Raw genomic sequence first — 23,285 nt, 5'->3', positions numbered from 1 at the left:
TAAATAAAATCAAGCACCTTTGATCATTTTTACGATCGCCTCGACTGCCTTATCCATGTCGGCTTTAAAATCGTGGAATAATCGGGTGATGATAAAACCCGCCTGTACGGTCGCACCGTGTTCTTGGGCGGCTCTTGTCATTTTGTTTATCGCCTGGGAGCCACCTAAAATTTTAAAAGGGAAGCCCATGGTTACAAATAGAAGCACCTTTTTATTTTCCAATCCCCGGGAATTTTTTATCGCCTCCAGAGTCACCGGACAAGCCCGAAAAGCCCACACCGGACCACCAAATAACACCCAATCAAACTTGGTACAATCCGGTGGATTAAGGACCTTAAACGTCTGACCTGGACCGGTTACCCGGACATCGGTCTCAATTTTTATCATTTCCACATTATATCTTTCCTTGATCAAAGAATTCGCGATACGACCGGCAAATTCCTCAGTCGTCCCGGTCAGGGAGTAATAGACAATTCCGATGTGCATTCAACCTCCTTTTTATAAAAAACATTGGGGGTCCGGGGCATAAAAATCGTTATAAACTGCATAACTCAGTGCCCGACAGCCAAAGCAATTTTCCAACGAACAATTCCGACATCGGCCTTTTAAGTTTTCTATGAGATGATTCTTAAGAATTTTCAAACGGAAAAAAATCGACTCAAACTCCTCATTCAGGAGATTACCTATTCTGGTGGGAAATCGCCGACAGGGATAGACATCACCGTTGGGCATCACCGCCATGGATTCTTCTCCGAGATTGCACAGCGCCCCTTTTAGTTCCAAGGAATCTTTCAAGACGATGTGAAAAGCTTTATAAGGTAACAATTCCTGCGGGATGTAATCAAGATGAACAAATTTGATGATCTCATCGATTACCGTGAACCATTCTTCTTTTTTTAAATAGTGCTCTTTCAGAAATGAACCCCGACCCCAGGGTACAAAACGTTCAAGGATGACTCCATCCACACCCAAATTTCTTGCCAAATCTATCATTGCACCCAAATGTCCATAATTATAACTTCCGAGCGTAAACATCAGCACAATCTCTTTCTGAGTTCTGGGCTTTAGTAGATCCACATTCCTAAGCACCCGATTGAAGACACCCCGGCCCCGGATTTTATCATTGGTATTGGCATCCCCCCCTTCAAGGGAAATCTTTATCTCTTTTAGTTTTTTATATTGATTCAGTCGGTTAATCGTCTCTTCATTTAACAGTAAACCGTTGGTGATCAGATTGAATTCATAAATGTTATCAATGCTCTCCGCCATGTTGAAAAGTTCAAAAAGGTCCGGGTACAGCAAAGGTTCACCACCTGTGAAATTGATAACTATTCTCTTTTCTTTCAAAACATTGGTGATCTTAAGAAGCACCTTTTTTAGTCGCGCCAGGGGCTGTTCATCCTGCCGTGAGAAATCATCTTGATAACAATGATAACAACGGAGATTGCAATAGTTGGTGATATGCCACTGAAAACCAAAGTTTCCCACCACTTATTTTATCTAAATTCAAAATTAAGTCAACCAACACAATAATTCATATTGATTTTTACCGAAAAATATGTAAAATAATCAGGAGAGATTGATATGCCCTACATGATCACCGGAATTTTGCTCTTCACGGTAATTCTTATAATCGTCGTGATCGTGGTCATTCAACGGATGCAGAAAAAGAGTGAAATCATATCCCAGATTGCCATTCTTACCGACGAACTTGACCGGCAAAAACAGGAGAATATCAGCTTGAGGAACGAATTACGCACCCTCATCTCTCAGGATAACCTCCTTTTTTCTTCCATCATCCGTTTGACTTCTCGATTAGAACCAATTGAGATCGCCCGGGAGACCGTGGGTTTCTTGACCAACTATCTCAATGCCTCCATGGTTGCCCTTTTCTTCCTTGATGAAAAAGAAAAAAGACTCAACCTGGTGGCACACCACGGTATCCATGAAAACTGGATACCCAAACTTACCTATGATGTGGGTGAAGGACGCATCGGTGTCACCGCTGAAAAAAGGATGCCACTTAGTGTTAATGAATCTGAAGTCTTAAGAATAAAAGAACCCTACCCTTATTATATCCCGGACATATGTTATCCACTCGTTTATCAAAACCGGCTCTTCGGGGTGATTGGGGTAAATCGTGAGCAACATCTTGATGAACGGGAAAAAAACATCCTCGGTGTCGTTACCCGGATTGCCTCTACCGCACTCCAAAATACACTGAGTTTTGCGATCATGCGTGATCTTGCCTCCATTGACCCGTTGACAAAATTGTATAACATCGGCTTTTTCCGTGATAAACTCACTGAGGAGCTAAACCGGGCTAAAAGATTCCAGCACAATCTCTCGGTAGCTATTATTGACCTTGACAACTTTAAGTATTTCAATGACACATTTGGACATCAGGCCGGTGACCAGTTATTGATCAGGATTGCACAAATCTTCAGTAAATTCTTTCGGGATACGGATCTCATCGCCCGCTACGGTGGTGATGAATTCATCGTGCTGCTCCCAGAAACCCGCAAAGAAGAAGCTGCCAAGATGGTTGCCAATCTTCTCAATAACTTCCGGATGTATGACTTTGCCCAGGGTCAAACAGATAAAAGACTTGCCTTTTCGGCAGGAATTGCCACCTACCCGGATGATGGGTTAACACCGTCGGATTTGATAAAAAACGCGGACAAGGCGTTGTATGAAGCAAAAAGTGCTGGGCGAAATCGCGTGGTTATGTATTATCATAAAGTGGAAAAAATATAACCACTATCCCACCCCACTTTATTCATGTCGGATACGCTGACTAAGGGCATAGCTAAATTAAGTAAGAAGCTTACCAGGCCGATTAAAATCATGGAGGTTTGTGGTACCCATACCATGGCTATCGCACGGGCAGGGATAAGGAAATTGTTGCCCCCGAATGTAAAACTGCTCTCCGGTCCTGGTTGTCCGGTTTGTGTGACACCTCAGGAAATAATAGACTGGACTATTGAACTCGCCCAGCAAAGGGATATCATCATCACCACCTTTGGTGATATCGTGCGTGTGCCGGGGACACAGGAAAGTCTTGAAAGCTACCATCCTCGTATTGTCTATTCCCCACGTGACAGTCTGAAAATTGCCCTACAAAATCCAGACAAAAAGGTGGTTTTCATAGGGGTGGGTTTTGAAACGACTTCACCCGCGGTTGCTGCCACCATTTTGGAGGCAGAACAAAAAAAGATAAAAAACTTCTATTTGCTTTCTGCCTTTAAATTGATACCCCCAGCATTGGATTATATTGCCCGTTCCCCTCAGATAAAGATTGACGGTTTTATCCTCCCCGGACATGTATCCACGATCATCGGTTCAAAACCTTATGAATTTCTTGCCGCGCAATACCATCTTCCTGGATGTATCACCGGTTTTGAACCTATTGATATTTTATTGGGTATTAAGAATCTCCTGGAGCAGATAATCAGCAAAGAAGCCAAGATTGAGATTGAATATAAAAGGGTGGTTACACCCGAAGGCAATCCGGCGGCCCGGGCAATATTAAATAGTGTTTTTGAAACAACCGATTCAAACTGGCGAGGAATTGGCAGAATTCCCCAATCCGGGTTGGGTTTGAAAAAGGAATTCTTACGCTTTGATGCTACCAAACATTTTGAAATCAAAAGTATAAAATCCGTTGAACCCAAAGGCTGTATCTGTGGTAAAATCCTGTTGGGGCTTAAAACCCCTCCTGAATGCCCGCTTTTCGGAAGAAGATGCACACCGCAAAATCCGGTGGGTGCATGTATGGTTTCTTCAGAAGGTTCCTGCGCGGCTTATTACCGTTATGGTGATCTTAATTATCAATCGACCCGCAAAAAATAAATGGGGTGTTGAATGAAAGAAATTCCTTCAGAACTGATCGATGAATTATATAAAAAACTGAACCCATGCCGGCTCTGTCCGCGGGAATGCCGGGTAAATAGAAGAACAGGAGAACTTGGTAATTGCCGCGCCGGTTTTAAACCCAAGGTAGCCTCCTACCATCAACATTTTGGCGAAGAATACTGCCTGGTAGGTCGGTTTGGCTCGGGAACGATCTTCTTCGCCCACTGTAATTTACACTGTGTCTATTGTCAGAATTACGACATCAGTCAGCACGGACTGGGTCGGGAAGTTACCATTGATCGCCTCGCCGAGATGATGCTGGAACTACAAAAACTTGGGTGTCACAATATCAACCTTGTAACACCCACGCCCTGGGTACCTCAGATTGTGGAAGCCTTGAGCATTGCCCGGCGCCAGGGCTTAAATATTCCCATCGTCTACAACTGTGGTGGTTATGAATCAGTGGAAACCCTGAGATTGCTGGAAGGCATAATCGACATTTATATGCCTGACATCAAATATGGTGATAACGAAAAAGGCAAAAAATATTCTGATGTGCCCGATTACTGGGATGTAGTAAGGAAAGCATTAAAAGAAATGCATCGGCAAGTCGGTGATCTGGTGATCGAAAACGGCATCGCCAAAAAGGGGCTGTTAATCCGACATCTTGTCTTACCCAACAACCTCGCTGATACGAAGAAATGCCTGGAGTTTATCGCCCAAGAAATTTCCCGCGATTCATTCGTAAACATCATGGACCAGTATTATCCCACTTACCGCGCCAACCACTTTCCTGAACTCAATCGTTCCATCACCCCCCGGGAATATATGAACGCATTTGAGGATTATCCGTTTACCCGGAATCCCAATCTCTGGTGATGGAAAAGAAACCTAAGCCTAATGATCATCCCAAAACCAAAGAAAGGTTTTTCTGGGATAAAACATTTTTAGCCCTCCGTTATCCCAATTATCGGCTATGGTTCTGGGGACAGATAATTTCACTATTCGGTTCCTGGATGCAAACCACTGCCCAAGGTTTTTTCATATATGAACTCACCCATTCCCCGGCTTACTTAGGATATGTAGGGTTTGCTGCTGGACTGCCCACCTGGCTTTTTATGCTGTATGCAGGAGTAATTGCCGACCGCATTCCCCGACGTCGCATACTGATCGTCACCCAGTCCACCATGATGATACTCGCCCTTATCCTTGCCACCCTTACTTTTCTAAAGATAGTTCGGCCCTGGCATATTCTGATACTTGCATTCGGCATGGGGACTGCAAACGCCTTTGATGCACCAGCCCGCCAAGCGTTTGTGCGGGAGATGGTGGATCCCGATGTTCTGACCAATGCCATTGCCTTAAATTCCGCAATGTTTAATACCGCAATCGCCTTGGGACCAGCAGCCGGAGGCATGATTTATGCCGCACTGGGTCCAGGTTGGTGTTTTACAATAAATGGTCTTACTTTTATTGCAGTTATCAGCGCACTTTTTGCTATGGAGTTAAAGGAAATTAAATCTACTCATAATAAGAACTCACCATTTGAAGATCTAAAGAGAGGGATCAAATATACCTTCAATCATCCCCAAATCCGTCTGTTAATCATGACGATCGCGATAATTGCCCTTTTTGGAACCTCTTATACCACTTTGTTACCAGCATGGGCGGTAAAGGTGCTCCAAGGCGATGCCCGAACTAATGGTTTTCTACAGACTGCCAGGGGTTTAGGAGCACTCACCTCAGCCCTATTTATCGCATCTTTGGGTGTATTCCACTTCCGAGGCAAACTGCTTACCCTGGGTACATTTTTGTTTCCCCTTTTTATCCTGTTATTTGCATTAAACACCAATTTTTTGATTGCCCTTGTTTTTCTCTACTTTGCGGGTATTGGACAAATTCTTATCATGAACTTAGCTAATTCACTCGTACAAACCCAGGTCGTTGAGGAGATGCGCGGACGGGTGATGGGAATTTATACCTTTGTATTTTTTGGTTTAATGCCCCTGGGTGCTCTATGGATTGGAACAGCCGCCCAGCTTTGGGGATTGAAAAATGCCCTAATAATCGCATCATCCATCACCTTGGGCTATGCGTTTTTGATTTATCTTCAGGGTCGGCCGCTCTGGCAGCTGAAATAACAGAACCCGCGCTATATTCCAAAAAATTGGTGTTATCTTGACTTGTTTGGTAAAATCATTATAATAGACCGCCAACTTAAGGAGGTACATTGAAAATCCATGAATATCAAGCCAAGGACTTTTTTAAAAAATATGGAATCCCGGTGCCGCGAGAAAAAGTATGTTCCAATCTGGAAGAAATTCTTGCGGCTGCAAAAGAGATCGGCTTGCCTTGTGTGATTAAAGCCCAGGTGATGGTGGGAGGCCGGGGTAAAGCCGGGGGAATTAAATTGGCGAAGACCGAGGAAGAGGTAAAAACTTATGGTGCTCAGATCCTGGGCATGGAGATAAAAGGTCTTAAGGTAAAGAAGGTTCTCGTTTCCGAAGCGGTTGAGATCACTTCTGAGGCCTATTTGGGAATCATCATTGACCGCAACGAAAAAAAGACCGTGGTCATGGCTTGTAAGGAAGGCGGAGTGGAGATTGAAGAAGTTGCCCGCCAGAAGCCGGAGGCGATATTCAAAGTTTACGCCGATCCCCTTCTCGGATTGCTTGAACATCGGGCGCGTGAGATTGGATTGTTTCTCTATGGGAATACCAAAAATGCCTTTGAATGTGCGACTATCGCCGATAAACTCTACCGCCTCTTCATTGAGAATGATGCTTCGCTCGCCGAAATCAATCCTTTGGTCACAAGTAAAACAGGGAATCTCATCGCTCTTGATGCCAAAATCAATTTTGATGATAATGCCCTTTACCGACATCCAGAAATTGAAGCAATGCGCGACCGCGAAAGCGAGGATGAGAATGAATTACTTGCCCGGGAAAGGGACCTTTCTTATGTAAAACTCAATGGCAATATTGGCTGCGTGGTAAACGGTGCAGGCCTGGCAATGGCGACTATGGATTTGGTAAAACATTACGGTGGAGAGCCTGCAAATTTTTTAGATATCGGCGGTTCCTCCTCTCCGGAAAAGGTTAAAAATGCCTTGGAAATCCTTCTCCGCGATAAGAATGTCAAAGTGATATTCTTCAATATCTTCGGAGGGATAACCCGTTGTGATGATGTAGCATTGGGAATATTGGAAGCCAAGAAATCGCTCAATATTACCCAGCCGATTGTCGCCCGCCTTACTGGAACGAATGAAGATAAGGCAATGGAGATATTAAAAGAAGCAGGATTGATATTCGCCAAGACGATGGAAGAAGGTGCACAAAAGGCAATTGAACTTTTAAAATGAGAAAGGAGCATAAATGAGTATCTTAGTAAATAAAAATACCCGACTGGTCGTCCAGGGTATAACCGGCCGAGACGGGAGTTTTCACACCCGCCAGATGTTAAATTATGGCACCAAGGTCGTCGCTGGAGTGACACCCGGAAAGGGTGGTAGCGAAGTCGAAGGGGTGCCTGTATTCAATACAGTGGCGGAAGCGGTCAAAAAGACCGGTGCCAACACCTCGGTAATATTCGTTCCCGCGAAGTTTGCACCGGGTGCATTATACGAGGCGATCGATGCCGGGATTGAACTAATCGTCTGCATATCCGAAGGAATTCCGACGCTGGAAATGGTAAAGATTATTGCGTATTTGAAAGATAAAAATTGCCGGCTCATCGGACCGAATTCTCCTGGTCTGGTATCGCCGGGTGAGGCTAAGGTAGGAATACTTCCCGGGCATATCTTCAAAAAAGGAAGTATTGGGGTAATATCGCGCAGTGGCACCCTCACTTATGAAATTGTTGACCACATCACCAAGGCCGGGATGGGCCAATCCACCTGTATCGGAATCGGTGGCGATCCGATAATCGGCACTAAATTCATCGACTGTCTTGAACTCTTCGCCCAGGACCCGGAGACCGAAGCGGTTGTCATCGTCGGTGAAATTGGCGGTCGCGATGAACAGGATGCTGCAGAATACATTAAAAAGCATTTTAAAAAGCCGGTATTCGGTTTCATCGCAGGCAAGACCGCACCCCCGGATAAAAGAATGGGACACGCCGGTGCTATAATCTCGGGTACTGCAGGGACGGCGGCAGAGAAAATCAAGGCTTTCGAATCCGCTGGTATAAAAGTAGGAGAAACACCGGCACAAGTCGCAGAGTTGATAAAATCAACTCTGAAATAAACCGGAGATAAATTATGGCTAAGACTTTAAAAGGAACCAAGACCGAAAGAAATTTGTTGATTGCCTTTGCCGGCGAAAGCCAGGCAAGAAATCGTTATACCTATTTTGCCTCAGCAGCGCGTAAAGAAGGTTACGAACAGATTGCGGCGATATTTTTAGAAACCGCTGATAACGAAAAGGAACATGCCAAGGTCTTCTTCAAATACCTTGAAGGAGGTGATTTAGAAATCACCGCTGCCTATCCCGCAGGGATGATAAAAGATACGCTCACCAATTTGCAATCCGCGGCAGATGGCGAAAGGTATGAATGGTCGAAGTTATATGCCGATTTTGCCCGGGAAGCGGACGAAGAGGGGTTTACCGAGATTGCCCAATCTTTTCGTGAAATTGCCAAAGTGGAGCAGTTCCATGAATCTCGATACCGAAAATTAATGGAGAATGTTAAAAACGGCACAGTCTTTAAGAAAAGCCAAACAGTAAAGTGGCACTGCCGGAATTGTGGTTACATTTACGAAGGCACTGAGGCACCCAAAGAGTGCCCGGCATGTCGCCATCCCCAATCCTTTTACGAAATACTCGCGGAGAATTATTGAATATTTTGAGAGGGGGCAAACCCCGCCGCAAGTTGACCACAGCCCGCGAGGATTTCTTTGCCTTTGGACTTACGCAGGGTAACTGGATGTGGAGAATCAAGCAAGATTTTTTGGAATCGCAAGATTTGATCCAACTGCGGTGCCGCATAGGGCAAACCCGGATATTCGTTATACGGAATTAGATTAATCTTTGCCGGCATCCCCTTTAAAAGTTTCAAAAGGTGGTTGGCATCATCCACCGAATCATTGACCCCTTTTATCAAGACATATTCAAAGGTGACCATCTCTTTCTTCTCCGAATATCTACGGGCAAGTTTTAAAATCTCTTTAATGGGATTACTCTTCGCCACCGGCATGAATTTTTCCCGTAACGCCTGGTCTACAAAATTCAGTGAAATCGCGAGCTTAACCTTCCAGCGGGAATTTAAAAGTTCTTCCATGCCTGAAATTATCCCGGCGGTAGAGATGGTGATGTGACGCTGACTGATGCCCAAACCAATAGAAGAGGTAATTATCTCCAATGCAGCAAAGACATTTTTAATATTCAACAACGGCTCACCCATACCCATAAAAACGATATTGGTTAACTTCTCATTCCGCAATTTCTGCACCAGCTGAACCTGATCGGCGATTTCGTATCCCTTTAGGTTTCTTTTGAAACCCATTAAACCGGTAGCACAGAAAAGACAACCCAGTGGACATCCCACCTGCGAGGAAACACATAGTGTCCGACGCGGGGTCTCAGGTATAAAAACCGATTCAATCAAATGTCCATCCTCAAGTTCCCATAAAAACTTTTCTGCACCATCACAAGCTCTCACAGTTTCAATGAGTTTGGATGCACCAATGACAAATTCTTCAGAGAGAACCTTGCGCAACGCAAGAGAAAGATTGGTCATCATTTGAAAATCATCGACGCCCTTTTGCCAGAGCCATTGAAAAACCTGGCGTCCCCGGTATCTTTCAATTTGCCGATTGGCAAAAAAATCTTCCAGTTCTTTGATCGAAAACTGTTTGATGTTAAAGGGCATAAATCGAAAGTCGGTAAGTTATATTATTCTGCCGATACGGTTCAGACGCAATGCCTTCCATCTCCAGAACTGGATTATATCCCAGAGACTTGATGCCTCGCGGCCCGGATTAAACGAAAAATAAATAAACAAAGGCTTGCCTTTCAAATATTTTTTGTGTAATGGACCCCAGAATCTGGAATCCATGGAATTATCCCGGTTATCACCCATCGCAAAAACACAATCCTTCGGTACAACAACCGGTCCGAAATTGTCCCGGATGTAAATACCATAAAGGTCGGCAAATTTTGCCTCTTCCCAGTTTTTTTGATAATTGGGATGAGTATTTGTATATCCCGGGAGAATTCGAGGGTCACGATGAATTTTATAAGGTTCATCGACTGGTTTACCATTCACATACAATACTTTATTTACGATTTTCACCGTATCGCCTTCCACCGCCACGCATCTTTTGACAAAATCACGATTCTCAAAAGGATATTTGAATACGATGATCTCGCCCCTTTTGGGCATACGCCCGGGTATTATCTGCAATTGGGTGTAAGGGAATTTTACCCCATAAATAAACCGGTTCACCAGGAGGGCGTCCCCGATGAGCAGGGTATTTTCCATGGAACCAGTGGGGATGACATAAGCTTCCACAAATACCGCCCTTAAAATCAAAACCACGATTATCACCAGCGTCCAGGAATATATTTCGCGCTTCAGACGTTCCATGGCTAATTATATGCACAAATATCTCCAAGTCAAGGAACGAAATCAAATCGCCCCTTGACTTTGCCTCGAGAATTGATATATTATAATTAGAGTCTCTACCCCAAAAGGAGGTCCTATGAAATGGTGGGCACTCTTAACCCTCACCGTTTTTATGTATGGAGTGGATATCCATTCACCCTCACCAATCCAACCGTATATTCCTCTTCCCGATAAAGATCACACAATCATCTCTTTCTCAAATGGTATCGTCATTGATACCCGATATGGTGAACCCGAACTACCCGATAATCTCAGAATTGATTCTTATCATGGTCCTGGATACTATCTCATACAGGTTGATGGTCCGGTCTATTCCCATTATCTTGACCAGATAAAAGAACTCGGGATCAATGTCGTTGGCTATATTCCGAATTATGCGCTAATCTCTTACGCAACCGAAGAACAGATTGCCCTTGCGAACTTAAAGCCTTTTGTGCGATGGACTGGCATATTCCAGCCTGCATATAAACTCCAGAAGGAAGTAATGGAAGGGAGTGGAACCGCACGCGTGACGATACAATTATTCCCTGATGAAAATACCAATTCTATTGCCAGTATAATCCAATCCCTCGGCTTTGATGTTGTTGAAGTGATTGACCATAAATTATGCAAGACGATTGATGCAATCGTAGACCTAAGCCGTGTTGATGAAGTCGCAAGGATTGCTGGTGTCCAATGGATTCAGCTCTGGTCTGAACCTACGTTCGTAAATGACAATTGCCAGTGGGTGACCCAGACTGGCTGGCGCTCCTCTGTTCCATCTGATCCTGGAGCAAGGAGAATTTGGTATTCAGGTATAAGGGGCGCCGGAACCGTGCTTAGCACTACTGATTCGGGTATTTACACCTCCCATCAGCAATACTATGATTCAGCATACCCTATTACGGCACCTGGAGTATTTCCTAATCACCGTAAGATTGTGGCATACAAACTGTATCAAGGAGCTGCATTTGGCGATCAATCCTATAACTCCTGGCATGGTACCCATGTCAACTGCACGGTGGCAGGAAATGACACAACCTTGGGCACAAGTCCTCGGGATGGTATGGCCAAGGAAGCAAAGATTTACTTTGTAGATATTGCCGATGCATCTGGCGGATTGGTCGTTCCAACAAATCTTGCTCCAATGTACGATACGATCTACCTCGGACGTGGCCTTAATTATCGCATCCTTCAACATTCTGGTTCCTGGGGATGGAGTAATTCCAGTGGCACCTACCTGACCCAGGATGCCTCAACCGATGCCTATATCTATGCCCATCCTGATTTCTTAAACCTGTATGCGGCCGGAAATGAGTACAATCCTCGAACCATCCGCAATCCTGGGATTGCTAAAAATGTTCTGACCGTCGGTGCCCTCCAGAATGGTACCGCTTCCAATCAAATCGCTTCATTCTCAAGCCGAGGTTATACCGCGGATCGAAGAATAAAACCGAATCTTACTGCCCCGGGACAGAGTATCTATTCAGCCCAAGGCAATACCACCTATAGCTACTGGGCAATGTCGGGTACGAGCATGGCAACACCCGCGACCAATGGTTCGGTAGGGCTTATCCGGCATTATCTGCTTGCAGGGTATTATCCCTCAGGGGCAGCCAATCCCTCGGATTCCATAAAATATCAAAGTGCCGCGCTCTTGCGGGCAATGGCACTGGTTTCTTGTGATCCAAATGTTGGTTCATTTGTGGTTCCTGACTCTAACATCGGCTGGGGCAGGATTGATGTGGATAGCGTCCTTTATTTCACCGGTGATACAAGAAAATTGATAATAAAAGATGATACGATAGGCGTGGGAACTGGACAATCAAAGACCGATTCATTTGTGGTGACCTCATCAACAATCCCCTTGAGGGTGGCGGTTGCCTGGACCGATACTGCGGCAGCACCCAATGCCAGCATCACTCTTATCAATGATTTGAATGTGAGTCTTACCGCACCCAACGGAACCTATTACCGCGGAAATATCTACTCCGGTGGTGCCTCAACCCCCAACCCCACGACCTGGGATAACCGGAATGTAGAAGAATGCTTCCGAATAAATAATCCGGTGACTGGTGTCTGGAAAATAACCGTTGCCGGGCAGAATGTCCCCAATGCACCAATGGGTTTTGCCTATGCCATTACCGGTGGTATTGGTACCATTGGCATTGAGGAAAGAACAAACAAGACCGCAATTAAAGAAGACTTCACCTGCAATACCATCGCAAACAGATTATTGAATTTGAAATTCACACTTAATATCCAGCAATTGGTGACGATCAAGCTCTATGATCTGACCGGTAGAATGGTTGAACAGCTTCTGAATCAAAAGTTAAATCCGGGCGAATATCAAATCAACCACCGGCTTAATCTCCCCGAAGGTATCTATTTTGTAGAATTGAGCACCGATAATGCAACACAATTCCGCAAGTTAGTAACAATTCACTAATCTCGCGAAATAAATAGAAAAAGGGGCACCGCCGGTGCCCCTTTCTTTTTAATACCTTCAATAAATTTCACTCCTTTATGATCGAAATCAGGTAATTTTCTAATTCTATCCTGGCGATCTCTTTTTGTTCGCCGGTTGACATGTCCTTTATTGTATAAACACCTTTTCTTGCTTCATCTTCGCCATAAATAATAACATAGTCAACCCGGTAATGGTTTGCTTCTTTTAATTGGCTTTTAATCTTATCAAGGGGATTCCCTATCAGGCAAATTCCGCCTTTATTTATTATCGTATCCCTCAATTTCACACCCTCATCAAATAAACCTTCACCCATTATCGCGACAAAAAATCTCTTGTTCTTCTTTATTACAGGGAGATTCTCCGGAAGTGCGAGCAGCATCCGTTCCACACCCATGGCCCAACCAACACAGGGGGTATCATCTCCCCCGAGTTCTTTCATCAATAAATCGTATCGCCCACCTGCCACGATGGTATCCTGGGCACCCAAACCCTTTAATTTAAATTCAAAAACCGTCCTGGTATAATAATCAAGACCACGCACCAATTTTTTATTCTCAATAAATTCAATATCCAGTCTCTCCAGAAATTCTTTAGTCTTCAAATAATGCGTTTGACAATCATGGCACAAATTATCAGTAATCTTTGGCGCCTCTTCATAAATCTCCTGACAGTTGCTATTTTTACAGTCGAATATCCGCAAAAAATTTTTTTCAAAGCGCCGCTGGCAATCAACGCAGAGGGCATCCTTCTTCGACTTCAAAAAATCATTGAGGATTCTTTTATACGCCTCTCTGCATCCTGGACAGCCGATAGAATTTAACTCAAGTAGAAATTCGGTTGTACCAATTGAATTTAAAAATCTCTTTGCCAGGTTTATACATTCCGCATCATAGAATGGTGCCGACTCACCAATCAATTCAATACCAATCTGAAGAAATTCGCGATACCTGCCCTTCTGGGGTTTTTCCTTACGAAACATCTGACCAATATAAAGCAACCGGCAGGGAGGATTTATTCTATTTTCCAAGACTGCTCTCAAAACTGCAGCGGTCCCTTCAGGTCTGAGGACATATAGTTTTTCATCATGTTCAAATGTATACATCTCTTTCTCTACAATATCGGTGTGTTCGCCAATAGAACGAATAAAGAGTTCAACGGATTCAAAGGTCGGCGTTTTTATCTCTATAAAACCATTGAGTTTAAAAAACTTTCTGGCAATGTGATTTATGTGTTCAATACGTTCCAATTCCTGACCATAAATATCCCTTGTCCCTTTTGGTTTCTGATATCTCATCATTTAGTCATTCTTTTTATGAAATAATAACACAAAAGACCAATGGCGCCCGCGAGCATGTCAAGGATTTCAAAATCCCTGCCGGGAATAAATATCTGCTGAACCTCGGCCGTGATGATGATTACGAAACCCGAGATAAAATAAATGATGGGGTTTAACACCTTCAGCCCCAGCAGCCCGTAGATGAAGAAGAGTAGAAAATGGTAAAATTTATCAACCGGCACCTCCTTAATCTTTGGAGTTTCAAGACCCGGATAGCCGGTAAGAAAGAATATCACCACAATCCAGATAATTAAAAGCAGAAACTCAATACTTTTTTTCATCGATTACCAGAACTTAATAAATCCCATAATCATCCTCCTCCTCGCCACACAATTCAAATAATTCTTTCTCTGCACCACATTCTGGGCATCCCCAAGAATCGGGTAATTCTTCAAACAAAACCCCTGGACCGATTCCGCTTTCAGGGTCACCAATTTCGGGATTATAAATATAGCCACAAACAGCACACCTCCATTTTTCCATATCGCCTCCTCTTTAATTTTAATCCAATTTATAACAAACTTCCAGAACCAGTCTTATCAATCTTTCCATACCGGTTTTCAACTCTTCATCCGTCACAAATTTGGTAAATTCTTCGCCCCGGCCCACCACATCCGAAACCAACAAAAAAGAGGCGGTCTCCAGGTTACTCCGATTGCAAAGATAATAAATCAAACTCGTCTCCATCTCCACGGCAAGAACCCCCTTTTTTCTCAATTTTGGCACATAATCGGGGTCAGGGCTATAAAAGACATCCACACTCGCAATACCACCGAAATGAAGGTTTAACCCCATCTGCCTGGCAATTTCGTCCGCAGCTTTTAAAATTTTGAATGTGGCATAAGGTGCGACCGGTTCTCCTTGAAGATAAAAATAGGTCGTCCCTTCATGGGGTGCTGAAGTCAACGCAACAATCATGTCAAGTGCATTAATATGTTCAGCAATCCCCCCACATGTCCCAATGCGAATAATACGTTTAGTCTCGAGTTGTATCAACTCTTCTACCACAATTCCAGCCGAAGGGCAACCCATGCCGGTCGTTTGGACTGAAATTCTCTTTCCCCGATAAAAACCTGTATAACCCAAGAGTCCACGATTTTTATTTACAAGCTTTGTATTATCCAGGATACCGGCAATAAACTCGGCTCTTCCCGGGTCGCCAACGACCAAAACGGTCTCTGCATAATCACCTTTTTGCGCGCGTAAATGTATTGGCATCCTGCCTCCTTTCGTTATTGACTATAAATTTTGTTTTGACCTAATGTATCAATCAACATTGCCAGTAATGAGTCCCGCAGTTGTTCAAATTCCTTGAGGTATTCCTTCTTGACCGAAGGTGCCCGTGGCAACTTAACAGTCAGGGGATTTATAGGAACACCGTCTTTATGTAATTCAAAATGGAGATGGGGACCAGTGGAGAGGCCTGTGGAACCGACATAACCAATCAATTCCCCCATTTTGACATGTTTCCCCTGATAAAGTCCGGGGGCATATTTTGATAGATGTCCATATCGTGATTTAAAATTATTTTTATGTTTAATCTCCACAAGATTGCCATACCCTCCCTTCCATCCTTTATATGTCACAACCCCATCACCAATTGAAGAAACCGGTGCCCCCACTGGTGCTACATAATCAAGTCCATGATGGGGACGCCAGACCTTTAGAATAGGATGATACCTCCTTTTAGAAAAGTAAGAGCTGATATAACTATACCTCAACGGCGACTTGAGTAAAGCTTTACGCAGTGATTCACCCTTAAGATTATAGTAGTCATCATAACCGGCAGGGTCATTAAAATAGATGCCATAATAGTCACCGATCTTCCCCTTATAGCGTACCAACACAATATTATCATATTCTACAAACTGGGAGTCACAAAATACCTTATCAAATACTACGAAAAATGAATCGCCATTCTGAGTCTCAGTCGCAAAATCAATCTCCCAGGCAAAGATGTCAGCAAATTTGTAGACCAGAACGGGTGTTTCTCCTCTTTTCAAGATTGATTCATAAAGTGTCGAGTTTATGTTTCCCTTTAAAATGGAAGTCATACGAGTGATATAGGGATATTTCATCGCCAAAGAAAAAAGTCCCTGGTTATTGATGATATAATAAACGAGCGTCGGTTTCTGGAAATAAATAATTTTTTTAAGGATATCATTTTCTTTAACCAAAATAATTGTATCCCCGGGCAGACACCTTCTAAATGGGAAATTGCACTTTTTTAAAAGATTAATGATATCCCCCGCAATTTGGGGTTCACCCAGCATATTGCTTAAGGCATTCTGTAAGACCTCGTTTTTCTTCAATACCTTTTTGACCTCCGTGTATGCAGGGATGGTGGGGGTGGATACTTCCTTTTTTTTGCTCCGGCAGCCCCAGACTAAAACCATCAACCCGATCAAACAAAAATGAGTAATATGCCTCATAACTCAATCTGCCTTTTCTCGAACGAAATTCTTGAACCACTCGTCACAGATTTCATTGCGTTGAGCAAAAGAAATGGAATGAATAGTAATCCGACGTTCATTCTTAACCCATTCTAATATCTTGCTCAAATCCGAGAAACCCCAGAGATCAAATTCCAACTGTAGATATTTCTTCTTGAATTTAGTAAAAATATCAGCCGGTATCACATACTGTTTCAAAAATCGTTTAAGTTCATTAGGACGCATCCTTGTAGTGATTCCTAAATGGACATGTGCGAAGTTTTTTATAACGCCCCAGTTGATGCTGGGAAAAATAGAAAATATGCCTTGTTGATTTTTTCGGCTGAGCAACAATCTCCCCAGACGCACATCGGCTTCCGACTTAGGATTCTCCATTACTTCGTGAATGCGCGAAAAGTTTATCTTGGACCGGATGAATTGATCGATTACACGCCATTCCTCCGTGGAAACCTCCTGAGGTACCGGAATGTTATACTCGGCAATCTTATAAATCTCTACATATTTTACCCCGGGTGTTCGGTGTAAGAGGCGGTAGCAATATTTCAGATCCCGGGCATAGAAAAAATAGGAATATGCCGGTAAAACTCCGTTGGGGAGTGTCATATTTACTATCTTCTCTTCGGTGAGTGGATAAACTTTTGCAATATCGGGTTCAACATCAGCATCAACGAACGCACAGCCCCGATACCATCGTCCGCCGATGATTGCAGGAATAAATAATTTAATGCCGTAGCCGGCAATCAATCCCTGTTCCTCAAAATTTTTAATGCGGAGAAAGATCTCTTCTTGGGTGATGTGAAATTTATTGGTTATTTCATTAATCGGAGCATAACCCTGACTTTCCAGATGCCGGAGAATCTTTAAATCTATGGGATCAATAATCACAATCCATTATATTCAAATTCGATTTATAGTCAATATTTTCATGAATGGCGGGTGATGCAGTATCTCTTTCCCCGATAACGCGGCATGGCTGAGAAATCGTCCACACACTCAATGATTTTTCCACCCTTAGAAATGATAAATTTATTCAAAAAATCTTCCTTGATCCAGTACATATCTTTTATTCCCCAGGTTTGGTATCGCATTTTTTTATATAACTGCCTGAGCAGAGGGGGAAGCAGCATACTTATCATTCTCCGGATCCGGTTAGCTATTCCAATAATGTCCGTGGTAATCTGGAAGATTATCACTCCATCTTTTTTAACAATGCGTAAGAATTCCTGAAGATAGTTGAGGGTCAATTTGGGAGGAAGATGTTGAAAGACAATACTGGAGTATATGAAATCAAAGGAGTGGTCTTTAAATATCTTCAAATCCGGAGCGCAATTGAGGATGTAAACACAGCGGTCTTTAAACTGATTGTGTTGTGTGGCGATCTGGAGCATCCCAAGTGAAATATCCACGCCGATGCATAGCTCAAAATACTGAGCCAGGGCTTGGGTCAAACGTCCAGCCCCACACCCAAAATCAAGCGCCCGCTTGTTTTTTATTTTGAGATTTAAACTTTGAAGATATTCAATAACCGCTTTTATTTCGGCGTTACCGGTTTGATATAATTCTTCTATCTTCCAGCGGTTACCCTTCTTCTCAGGAAAAGGGAGTATTGACCAGAGTGGATCTTTGCGTGCAAATTCCTCCCAATTTTTCCGAAGGTCGCCAATGACATTGCGGTCCATCCAAAAGTGCGGTCAAAATTATTTAATCTCGTATTTACCAAATTCTTCAGGTTTTGTATCTCGTAACTTATCTTTGAGTGAATTTGAGGCATCATCCTTAAATACAATTCCATTCCGTGCCATTATCTCATCCGCCACAAAAATCGTGGCATTAGCCCGAAGTGCCAGGGCTATCGAATCAGACGGACGCGCATCTATCGAAATCAACTTACCGTCACTCTCAATATATATCCGAGCATAATAAGTTTCATCCTTCAGATCGTTGATAACCACCTTAACGATTTTACTCTCCAGGGCGTCAAGTAGGGTTTTCATCAAATCATGGGTAAGAGGTCGGGGTGGTTTATAACCTTCCAAAAACATTGCAATAGCCATCGCCTCATTATCGCCAATCCATATGGGCAGTGTGCGTTCGCCGTATTTCTCCTTCAATAATACCACATAGGTATGAACCTGCTGGTCTTCAACGACCCCACTAACAAAGACTTCTAAGATTTTTCCTCCTCTACCACCACCAGTTTGAATACGGCGGTAACCTGTTGGGGAAGACGTACCGTGATATCGTACACCCCCGGATGTTTTATCGGTTCCTCTAAAACAATCTGTTTCTTATCAATTTCGATGTTCTCTGCCTTCAGTAATTCTACAATATCCAAAGAGCTGATCGCCCCAAAAGATTTCCCATCAATTCCAGTTTTTATCGTTGTCTTCAGGGAAAGATTATTTAGTTTTTCCGCAATCTCTTCACTGAGTTTCCTAATTTTTGCCATCCCCTGCGAGAAGCGTTGTTTGTTTTTCTCTAACCCTCGGATATTACCGGGCGTCGCGGGAATCGCTAGTTTGTTGGGAAAAAGATAATTACGTGCATAACCATCTTTCACTTCTAAAATTTCATCCTTTTTGCCCAAACGTGGAACATCCTTGGTAAGGATTACTTTCATGGTTGAACTATTTTATTTCGTAAGGAAGCAGAGCAATCTCCCGGGCCCTTTTTATTGCCTGCGCGAGTTTCCGCTGGTGTTTGGCGCAGAGACCCGTGAGACGCGCGGCAAGAATTTTACCGCGTTCATTGATGTACCCTTTTAATAATGCCGTATCTTTGTAATCAATCACCTTAACATTGGTTTCACATAAACGACATTTCTTAGCCACCAGTCTACTCCTTTTCTGTTAATAATTAAAAAGGTGTATCAATACCTTCCTCATCCTCTTTAACTTCTTCTTCGGCTTCAATCGGTGCACCGCCGCTCGATTCACTTCCCGGCTCCGGAACATCCAAAAACTGGACACGGTGTGCCACCACTTCCACCACCGATCTCTTTTCTTTATTGTCAGTTTCCCATTGTCGCGAACGCAACCTCCCTTCAATCAACACCGCGCTTCCCTTTTTCAAAAACTCGTTAACAAGTTCTGCCTGCCGACGCCAGGCGACAATCGTCACATAAAGAGTCTCCTCGTGTGTCTCTCCCGACTCACGATTTTTAAACCGGCGGGTCGTAGCCACTCGAAAAGAACACACCGGAGCACCTTTTTGGGTATAGCGGAGTTCCGGATCTGCAACAAGCCGACCGATGAGATAAACCGAATTAAGATAACCTAACCGCAACTGATTCATTTCCTTTTCTCCTTTACGATGATCATAAACCTCAGGATATTCTCCTTGTGTTTTAATTTATCCCTTATCTCTGTGATCTTATCCGGAGCTATTGAAAATTCGTAATTGACATAAAAACCTTCTTTCTGCTTCTCCACCGGATAAGCCAGCACCTTCTTTCCCAGCAATTGGTATCGGATTGTTCCAGCACCGCTTTCTTTTATAAGCGTCTCCACGGCACCGGCTTCTCTCGCCAATTCTTCCTCCTTCAATTTAGGATGGAATATAAACATTGCTTCGTAGTTTCTCATAGTATCTTTTTTTCCTCTAATAATTTTTTTGGTGAAACCTTATTATATTCCAGCCCCCAATCCTCCACCGGTAATCCAAAAGCCATCGCCATTACTTGGCTGAAATAGAATACCGGAATTGGTTGATGGTCCGGGTGGAGATTCGTAATGCGGGTCTGGAAATTGTCAAGATTATAATGACAAACAGGACACGATGTCACCAGTGCATCAACTCCGTTTTCCCGAGCATTCTTCAGAATTCTATAAGAAGCCTCCAGCGCGGCCTCGGGCGAATTGACAATGAGATAGGAACCACAGCATTCAACCTTGAGTGGGAAGCTTATTGGCCGGGCTCCGATCAAGTGCACGAAATCCTCCATTATTGTTGGTGCTTCAGGATCGTCAAATTCCAGCTCCTCCTGAGGTCTCAAAAGATAGCATCCGTAGTAACAGCCTAACTTGAGATTCTCAAGCTGTCGTTTAACCCCTTTTCTGAAATCATCTTTATGCTCAAAAATAAATTGAAAAGGATGGATTATTTCTGCCTGGGCATCATAATTCTCACCCAGATGCTCGTTAAGTATCTTTAGTGTCTCAGGGTCCTGTTTAAAGATAAAATTAGCGCGCTTGAGGGTGTTAAAACAAATGGAACAAGGAACTAACACAGATCCATTAGTTTGACGGACTTTTGCAAGAATCCTTAAGGGGGCGATCAAAGACATCTTATTATCGCGGGCCAAGGTAAATGTTGTTCCACAGCAATACCAGTTTGCCAGCTCTACTAATTCAATACCTACCGCCCTGAATGTCTTAATAATTGAGTCGTTAAGGATTTTCGCCTTGGTATATAAATCACAGCCCGGATAGTAGGTGACCTTCATGGTCAGTAGGAATATTTGTAGAGGGCACTCATCAAAACAAGCGGATGAGCCTCCTCTAAGATTTTCTTATCAATACGGTCAATGTCCAGAAGTTGTTCTTTCGAACGGAGATGTATCGTCCTCACAGCCTCCATTATCCTCGGGATATCAACACCGCGGGGACACCGCGTCTCGCAAACCAAACAAGCAGCACAAAACCATGGACCTTGTGCCTTAAGCACCTCATCCTTTAAACCTAATTGAAGATACCTGATTATCCGGTTAGGTGGTTCATCCATGAACTCAGCGAATGGGCAACCAGCAGTGCACCGTCCACATTGATAACAATCAGCAATATTCTGTTGACTTATTTCCTGGATTCTCAAAATAAAATCCTCATCCCTTGATAGTTTTCTCATAGTATATGATTATATTTAAAATTCCTTGGTTGTCAAGTAATCTTAAGCAGATGAGAAAAACTTTTTAAACAGAAATTAAGTAAATCGGAATGGAAATCAAAGTTAATTTTGGGGAGGACAAGATCAATCCAGAAACGATTATGCTTTACAAAACTGAATAAACGTTCGATGGTTTTATCATTAATCTTTGAGGCTAAAGATCGGATACGCCTTCCTATATCTAACTCCACGGAAAGAAGCGAACGCCAGGTAACATCATATTCATCAAGGGGCTTACCATATTTTAAACCTGAAGTCAGATAGTCGATTGCGATCTCCGCACATAAAAGGCCCGTGAAGATTCCTCCGCCTGTTGTAGTCTTCACCTGACCAGCCGCCTCACCAACCACCAAAATTTTCCCCTGAACACTTCTTTTCAACGCACCATGGGCAATCGATTTAGACTCTATTTGTTGTGTCATTAAGACCCCATCATAACCCAATCGTTCCTCAATGAATCTTTTTAAATACTCCTTACCTTTGATTGAAAGGATCGTTCCAATGCGGAACAAGTTTTTATCCACTGGAACAACCCAGGCAAAAGAACCCGGACAATATCTTTGGCCCAGATAAATCTCAATATTACTGTCCACATCCTTCTTCTGGTGCAGAACGACTTGAGATCCATAAAGAAAACGTGGAGGGGTTCCTAAACCCAATCTTTTCTGAAACCGATAATTCACACCTGTAGCAATGATAACAAATTTTGCATAGAATTCATTACCATCGGCGGTAACCCGATAGTATCTTTTATGTTCGGTTATCTCGCGGGCATAGACACCGAGTTTAAATTGGGCACCACTTTTTTGGGCCTGGGCCGCCAAAAGGTGATCAAACAATTCGCGATTAATCACATAGGCAAGAGGATAAGGAACGATATACTCTAAATGCTGGTCATTGGGGGAGATAAAGATAAGGGATTTTATTTCTTTAAGGATCGCCTCTCTCGGCAATCCAAACTTTTCAAAACATTCTTTACTGATTACACCTGTGCAGATAACCCCTTCCCCAACCTTTTCTTTCTGCTCCAGGACACACACTGTGAAACCCTTCTCGGCAAGTAAACGGGCAGCGTAGGAACCAACCGGACCTCCTCCGATAACCAGAACATCATATAAATTTTTCATACTGGGCAATTATACATAGATTTAAAGGTTTGTCAATGCTTGCCGGTTAACTTTTCGCACTGTCTTCATCAAAATAAAATCTTACCCAAATTAAATTGAGATTCTCAGGCGAATAAGAGGATAGTTTTAAAATTGAATTAATCATTCTCTCTCCTTAGGCGATTACATCTCTTCCTCTACACTCGGTCAAGTTTTTCTGTAATTGGATTATCCTTTTTCTGTAACATCACCTTGGGAATAAAATAATTATACAAGGTGGAAATCAACAGCATCAACTCTTTCGAAACCTCATACTCCGCATCCGTTAGACATACGAACGTATCAATGTAAAAACGAATCTCTGCCACCAGCACCGCCAAAACCCAGATCAAGAAGTGGAATGGCTTAGGAATGGGGTCAAATTTCTACATTCTACATTATTCTTTTCACAAGAAATGTTATTTTGAATAGTATAACATTATGGCACGGGCATTAAGGATTCAATTTCATAACACAGTTTATTAATCTTCTTCAGGTTGTGGTGCGGTTTATTTATTGCGGCGGCTGCGGAAGCGGATGGA

28 protein-coding genes are annotated in these 23,285 nt (G+C 43.2%); 8 read left to right on the top strand and 20 right to left on the bottom strand.

Annotated elements, in window-relative coordinates; genetic code table 11:
• Nucleotides 1-9: 9 nt before the first annotated feature.
• A complete protein-coding gene (locus ABIL39_05075; protein MEO0165491.1) occupies nucleotides 10-486 on the bottom strand; it encodes a hypothetical protein in 477 nt (158 codons plus the stop codon).
• 12 nt (nucleotides 487-498) lie between these two features.
• A complete protein-coding gene (locus ABIL39_05070) occupies nucleotides 499-1,488 on the bottom strand; it encodes a radical SAM protein (protein ID MEO0165490.1) in 990 nt (329 codons plus the stop codon).
• 96 nt (nucleotides 1,489-1,584) lie between these two features.
• Between ABIL39_05070 and ABIL39_05065 the strand changes: the two genes are divergently transcribed.
• The 7 genes from ABIL39_05065 (at nucleotide 1,585) to rbr (ending at nucleotide 8,692) form a co-directional block, all read left to right on the top strand.
• Complete coding sequence (locus ABIL39_05065; GenBank protein MEO0165489.1) at nucleotides 1,585-2,757, top strand: sensor domain-containing diguanylate cyclase; 1,173 nt, start codon at nucleotides 1,585-1,587, stop codon at nucleotides 2,755-2,757.
• Nucleotides 2,758-2,781: 24 nt separating this feature from the next.
• Entirely contained in the window at nucleotides 2,782-3,852 is a 1,071-nt protein-coding gene (gene hypD, locus ABIL39_05060; protein ID MEO0165488.1) for a hydrogenase formation protein HypD, read from the top strand.
• 12 nt (nucleotides 3,853-3,864) lie between these two features.
• On the top strand, nucleotides 3,865-4,734 hold the full coding sequence (locus ABIL39_05055; protein MEO0165487.1) for a radical SAM protein: 870 nt from the start codon (nucleotides 3,865-3,867) through the stop codon (nucleotides 4,732-4,734).
• Nucleotides 4,734-5,996, top strand: coding sequence for an MFS transporter (locus ABIL39_05050; GenBank protein MEO0165486.1), 1,263 nt, complete (start codon nucleotides 4,734-4,736; stop codon nucleotides 5,994-5,996). The genes ABIL39_05055 and ABIL39_05050 overlap by 1 nt, the downstream gene beginning before the upstream one ends.
• An 89-nt stretch (nucleotides 5,997-6,085) precedes the next feature.
• The gene (gene sucC / locus ABIL39_05045; GenBank protein ID MEO0165485.1) at nucleotides 6,086-7,216 is read left to right on the top strand and encodes an ADP-forming succinate--CoA ligase subunit beta; all 1,131 of its coding nucleotides are present in this window, start codon (nucleotides 6,086-6,088) and stop codon (nucleotides 7,214-7,216) included.
• 13 nt (nucleotides 7,217-7,229) lie between these two features.
• Nucleotides 7,230-8,099 (top strand): succinate--CoA ligase subunit alpha, encoded by an 870-nt coding sequence (gene sucD / locus ABIL39_05040; GenBank protein MEO0165484.1) that lies wholly within the window; start codon nucleotides 7,230-7,232, stop codon nucleotides 8,097-8,099.
• Nucleotides 8,100-8,113: 14 nt separating this feature from the next.
• Nucleotides 8,114-8,692 (top strand): rubrerythrin, encoded by a 579-nt coding sequence (gene rbr / locus ABIL39_05035; protein MEO0165483.1) that lies wholly within the window; start codon nucleotides 8,114-8,116, stop codon nucleotides 8,690-8,692.
• Here rbr and rlmN read toward each other — a convergent pair.
• Both rlmN and lepB read right to left on the bottom strand, forming a co-directional pair.
• Nucleotides 8,686-9,723, bottom strand: a complete 1,038-nt coding sequence (rlmN, locus tag ABIL39_05030) for a 23S rRNA (adenine(2503)-C(2))-methyltransferase RlmN (GenBank protein MEO0165482.1) — start codon at nucleotides 9,721-9,723, stop codon at nucleotides 8,686-8,688. The genes rbr and rlmN overlap by 7 nt on opposite strands.
• A gap of 18 nt (nucleotides 9,724-9,741) precedes the next feature.
• Complete coding sequence (gene lepB, locus ABIL39_05025; GenBank protein MEO0165481.1) at nucleotides 9,742-10,440, bottom strand: signal peptidase I; 699 nt, start codon at nucleotides 10,438-10,440, stop codon at nucleotides 9,742-9,744.
• 115 nt (nucleotides 10,441-10,555) lie between these two features.
• Here lepB and ABIL39_05020 point away from each other — a divergent pair, with 115 nt between their 5' ends.
• The gene (locus ABIL39_05020) at nucleotides 10,556-12,907 is read left to right on the top strand and encodes a S8 family serine peptidase (GenBank protein MEO0165480.1); all 2,352 of its coding nucleotides are present in this window, start codon (nucleotides 10,556-10,558) and stop codon (nucleotides 12,905-12,907) included.
• Nucleotides 12,908-12,974: 67 nt separating this feature from the next.
• Here the strand turns inward: ABIL39_05020 and hisS are convergent, their stop codons facing one another.
• The 16 genes from hisS to ABIL39_04940 all read right to left on the bottom strand — a co-directional run bounded on the left by hisS (nucleotide 12,975) and on the right by ABIL39_04940 (nucleotide 23,072).
• Nucleotides 12,975-14,225 carry a histidine--tRNA ligase gene (gene hisS / locus ABIL39_05015; protein MEO0165479.1) on the bottom strand — a complete coding sequence of 417 codons (1,251 nt, stop codon included), beginning with the start codon at nucleotides 14,223-14,225 and terminating at the stop codon, nucleotides 12,975-12,977.
• Complete coding sequence (locus ABIL39_05010; protein MEO0165478.1) at nucleotides 14,222-14,545, bottom strand: VanZ family protein; 324 nt, start codon at nucleotides 14,543-14,545, stop codon at nucleotides 14,222-14,224. The genes hisS and ABIL39_05010 overlap by 4 nt, the downstream gene beginning before the upstream one ends.
• Nucleotides 14,546-14,558: 13 nt before the next feature.
• A complete protein-coding gene (locus ABIL39_05005; protein MEO0165477.1) occupies nucleotides 14,559-14,747 on the bottom strand; it encodes a rubredoxin in 189 nt (62 codons plus the stop codon).
• A gap of 18 nt (nucleotides 14,748-14,765) precedes the next feature.
• On the bottom strand, nucleotides 14,766-15,482 hold the full coding sequence (locus ABIL39_05000; protein ID MEO0165476.1) for a purine-nucleoside phosphorylase: 717 nt from the start codon (nucleotides 15,480-15,482) through the stop codon (nucleotides 14,766-14,768).
• A gap of 14 nt (nucleotides 15,483-15,496) precedes the next feature.
• Nucleotides 15,497-16,696 (bottom strand): M23 family metallopeptidase, encoded by a 1,200-nt coding sequence (locus ABIL39_04995; protein MEO0165475.1) that lies wholly within the window; start codon nucleotides 16,694-16,696, stop codon nucleotides 15,497-15,499.
• Nucleotides 16,697-16,699: 3 nt separating this feature from the next.
• Nucleotides 16,700-17,602 (bottom strand): Lrp/AsnC family transcriptional regulator, encoded by a 903-nt coding sequence (locus ABIL39_04990; GenBank protein MEO0165474.1) that lies wholly within the window; start codon nucleotides 17,600-17,602, stop codon nucleotides 16,700-16,702.
• Between the two features lie 38 nt (nucleotides 17,603-17,640).
• Nucleotides 17,641-18,396 (bottom strand): class I SAM-dependent methyltransferase, encoded by a 756-nt coding sequence (locus ABIL39_04985; GenBank protein MEO0165473.1) that lies wholly within the window; start codon nucleotides 18,394-18,396, stop codon nucleotides 17,641-17,643.
• 18 nt (nucleotides 18,397-18,414) lie between these two features.
• Complete coding sequence (locus ABIL39_04980) at nucleotides 18,415-18,837, bottom strand: bifunctional nuclease family protein (protein ID MEO0165472.1); 423 nt, start codon at nucleotides 18,835-18,837, stop codon at nucleotides 18,415-18,417.
• 47 nt (nucleotides 18,838-18,884) lie between these two features.
• On the bottom strand, nucleotides 18,885-19,337 hold the full coding sequence (gene rplI, locus ABIL39_04975; protein ID MEO0165471.1) for a 50S ribosomal protein L9: 453 nt from the start codon (nucleotides 19,335-19,337) through the stop codon (nucleotides 18,885-18,887).
• 7 nt (nucleotides 19,338-19,344) lie between these two features.
• A complete protein-coding gene (gene rpsR, locus ABIL39_04970) occupies nucleotides 19,345-19,551 on the bottom strand; it encodes a 30S ribosomal protein S18 (protein MEO0165470.1) in 207 nt (68 codons plus the stop codon).
• Between the two features lie 22 nt (nucleotides 19,552-19,573).
• A complete protein-coding gene (gene ssb / locus ABIL39_04965) occupies nucleotides 19,574-20,011 on the bottom strand; it encodes a single-stranded DNA-binding protein (GenBank protein MEO0165469.1) in 438 nt (145 codons plus the stop codon).
• A complete protein-coding gene (gene rpsF / locus ABIL39_04960; protein ID MEO0165468.1) occupies nucleotides 20,008-20,301 on the bottom strand; it encodes a 30S ribosomal protein S6 in 294 nt (97 codons plus the stop codon). Before rpsF ends, ssb begins: the two co-directional genes overlap by 4 nt.
• Nucleotides 20,298-21,161 (bottom strand): CoB--CoM heterodisulfide reductase iron-sulfur subunit B family protein, encoded by an 864-nt coding sequence (locus tag ABIL39_04955; protein ID MEO0165467.1) that lies wholly within the window; start codon nucleotides 21,159-21,161, stop codon nucleotides 20,298-20,300. The genes rpsF and ABIL39_04955 overlap by 4 nt, the downstream gene beginning before the upstream one ends.
• 2 nt (nucleotides 21,162-21,163) lie before the next feature.
• A complete protein-coding gene (locus tag ABIL39_04950; protein ID MEO0165466.1) occupies nucleotides 21,164-21,559 on the bottom strand; it encodes a 4Fe-4S dicluster domain-containing protein in 396 nt (131 codons plus the stop codon).
• A gap of 32 nt (nucleotides 21,560-21,591) precedes the next feature.
• Nucleotides 21,592-22,725: an NAD(P)/FAD-dependent oxidoreductase gene (locus ABIL39_04945; GenBank protein MEO0165465.1), complete on the bottom strand. Its 1,134-nt coding sequence runs from the start codon at nucleotides 22,723-22,725 to the stop codon at nucleotides 21,592-21,594.
• Between the two features lie 176 nt (nucleotides 22,726-22,901).
• Entirely contained in the window at nucleotides 22,902-23,072 is a 171-nt protein-coding gene (locus ABIL39_04940) for a hypothetical protein (protein ID MEO0165464.1), read from the bottom strand.
• Nucleotides 23,073-23,285 lie beyond the last annotated feature (213 nt).

Source organism: candidate division WOR-3 bacterium, assembly GCA_039802205.1.
Taxonomy (GTDB): Bacteria; Hydrothermota; Tepidihabitantia; order SM23-42; family JAOAFX01; genus JAOAFX01.
Note: the sequence above shows the minus strand (reverse complement) of the source record. Positions and strands in the feature narration are given on the sequence as shown.

Excerpts from the sequence above, each read along its gene's own strand:
- ABIL39_05075 (MEO0165491.1), bottom strand. The coding sequence starts at position 486 with ATGCACATCGGAATTGTCTATTACTCCCTGACCGGGACGACTGAGGAA.
- ABIL39_05065 (MEO0165489.1), top strand. The coding sequence starts at position 1,585 with ATGCCCTACATGATCACCGGAATTTTGCTCTTCACGGTAATTCTTATA.
- hypD (MEO0165488.1), top strand. The coding sequence starts at position 2,782 with ATGTCGGATACGCTGACTAAGGGCATAGCTAAATTAAGTAAGAAGCTT.
- ABIL39_05055 (MEO0165487.1), top strand. The coding sequence starts at position 3,865 with ATGAAAGAAATTCCTTCAGAACTGATCGATGAATTATATAAAAAACTG.
- ABIL39_05050 (MEO0165486.1), top strand. The coding sequence starts at position 4,734 with ATGGAAAAGAAACCTAAGCCTAATGATCATCCCAAAACCAAAGAAAGG.
- sucD (MEO0165484.1), top strand. The coding sequence starts at position 7,230 with ATGAGTATCTTAGTAAATAAAAATACCCGACTGGTCGTCCAGGGTATA.
- rbr (MEO0165483.1), top strand. The coding sequence starts at position 8,114 with ATGGCTAAGACTTTAAAAGGAACCAAGACCGAAAGAAATTTGTTGATT.
- rlmN (MEO0165482.1), bottom strand. The coding sequence starts at position 9,723 with ATGCCCTTTAACATCAAACAGTTTTCGATCAAAGAACTGGAAGATTTT.
- lepB (MEO0165481.1), bottom strand. The coding sequence starts at position 10,440 with ATGGAACGTCTGAAGCGCGAAATATATTCCTGGACGCTGGTGATAATC.
- ABIL39_05020 (MEO0165480.1), top strand. The coding sequence starts at position 10,556 with ATGAAATGGTGGGCACTCTTAACCCTCACCGTTTTTATGTATGGAGTG.
- hisS (MEO0165479.1), bottom strand. The coding sequence starts at position 14,225 with ATGATGAGATATCAGAAACCAAAAGGGACAAGGGATATTTATGGTCAG.
- ABIL39_05010 (MEO0165478.1), bottom strand. The coding sequence starts at position 14,545 with ATGAAAAAAAGTATTGAGTTTCTGCTTTTAATTATCTGGATTGTGGTG.
- ABIL39_05005 (MEO0165477.1), bottom strand. The coding sequence starts at position 14,747 with ATGGAAAAATGGAGGTGTGCTGTTTGTGGCTATATTTATAATCCCGAA.
- ABIL39_05000 (MEO0165476.1), bottom strand. The coding sequence starts at position 15,482 with ATGCCAATACATTTACGCGCGCAAAAAGGTGATTATGCAGAGACCGTT.
- ABIL39_04995 (MEO0165475.1), bottom strand. The coding sequence starts at position 16,696 with ATGAGGCATATTACTCATTTTTGTTTGATCGGGTTGATGGTTTTAGTC.
- ABIL39_04985 (MEO0165473.1), bottom strand. The coding sequence starts at position 18,396 with ATGGACCGCAATGTCATTGGCGACCTTCGGAAAAATTGGGAGGAATTT.
- rplI (MEO0165471.1), bottom strand. The coding sequence starts at position 19,337 with ATGAAAGTAATCCTTACCAAGGATGTTCCACGTTTGGGCAAAAAGGAT.
- ssb (MEO0165469.1), bottom strand. The coding sequence starts at position 20,011 with ATGAATCAGTTGCGGTTAGGTTATCTTAATTCGGTTTATCTCATCGGT.
- rpsF (MEO0165468.1), bottom strand. The coding sequence starts at position 20,301 with ATGAGAAACTACGAAGCAATGTTTATATTCCATCCTAAATTGAAGGAG.
- ABIL39_04955 (MEO0165467.1), bottom strand. The coding sequence starts at position 21,161 with ATGAAGGTCACCTACTATCCGGGCTGTGATTTATATACCAAGGCGAAA.
- ABIL39_04950 (MEO0165466.1), bottom strand. The coding sequence starts at position 21,559 with ATGAGAAAACTATCAAGGGATGAGGATTTTATTTTGAGAATCCAGGAA.
- ABIL39_04945 (MEO0165465.1), bottom strand. The coding sequence starts at position 22,725 with ATGAAAAATTTATATGATGTTCTGGTTATCGGAGGAGGTCCGGTTGGT.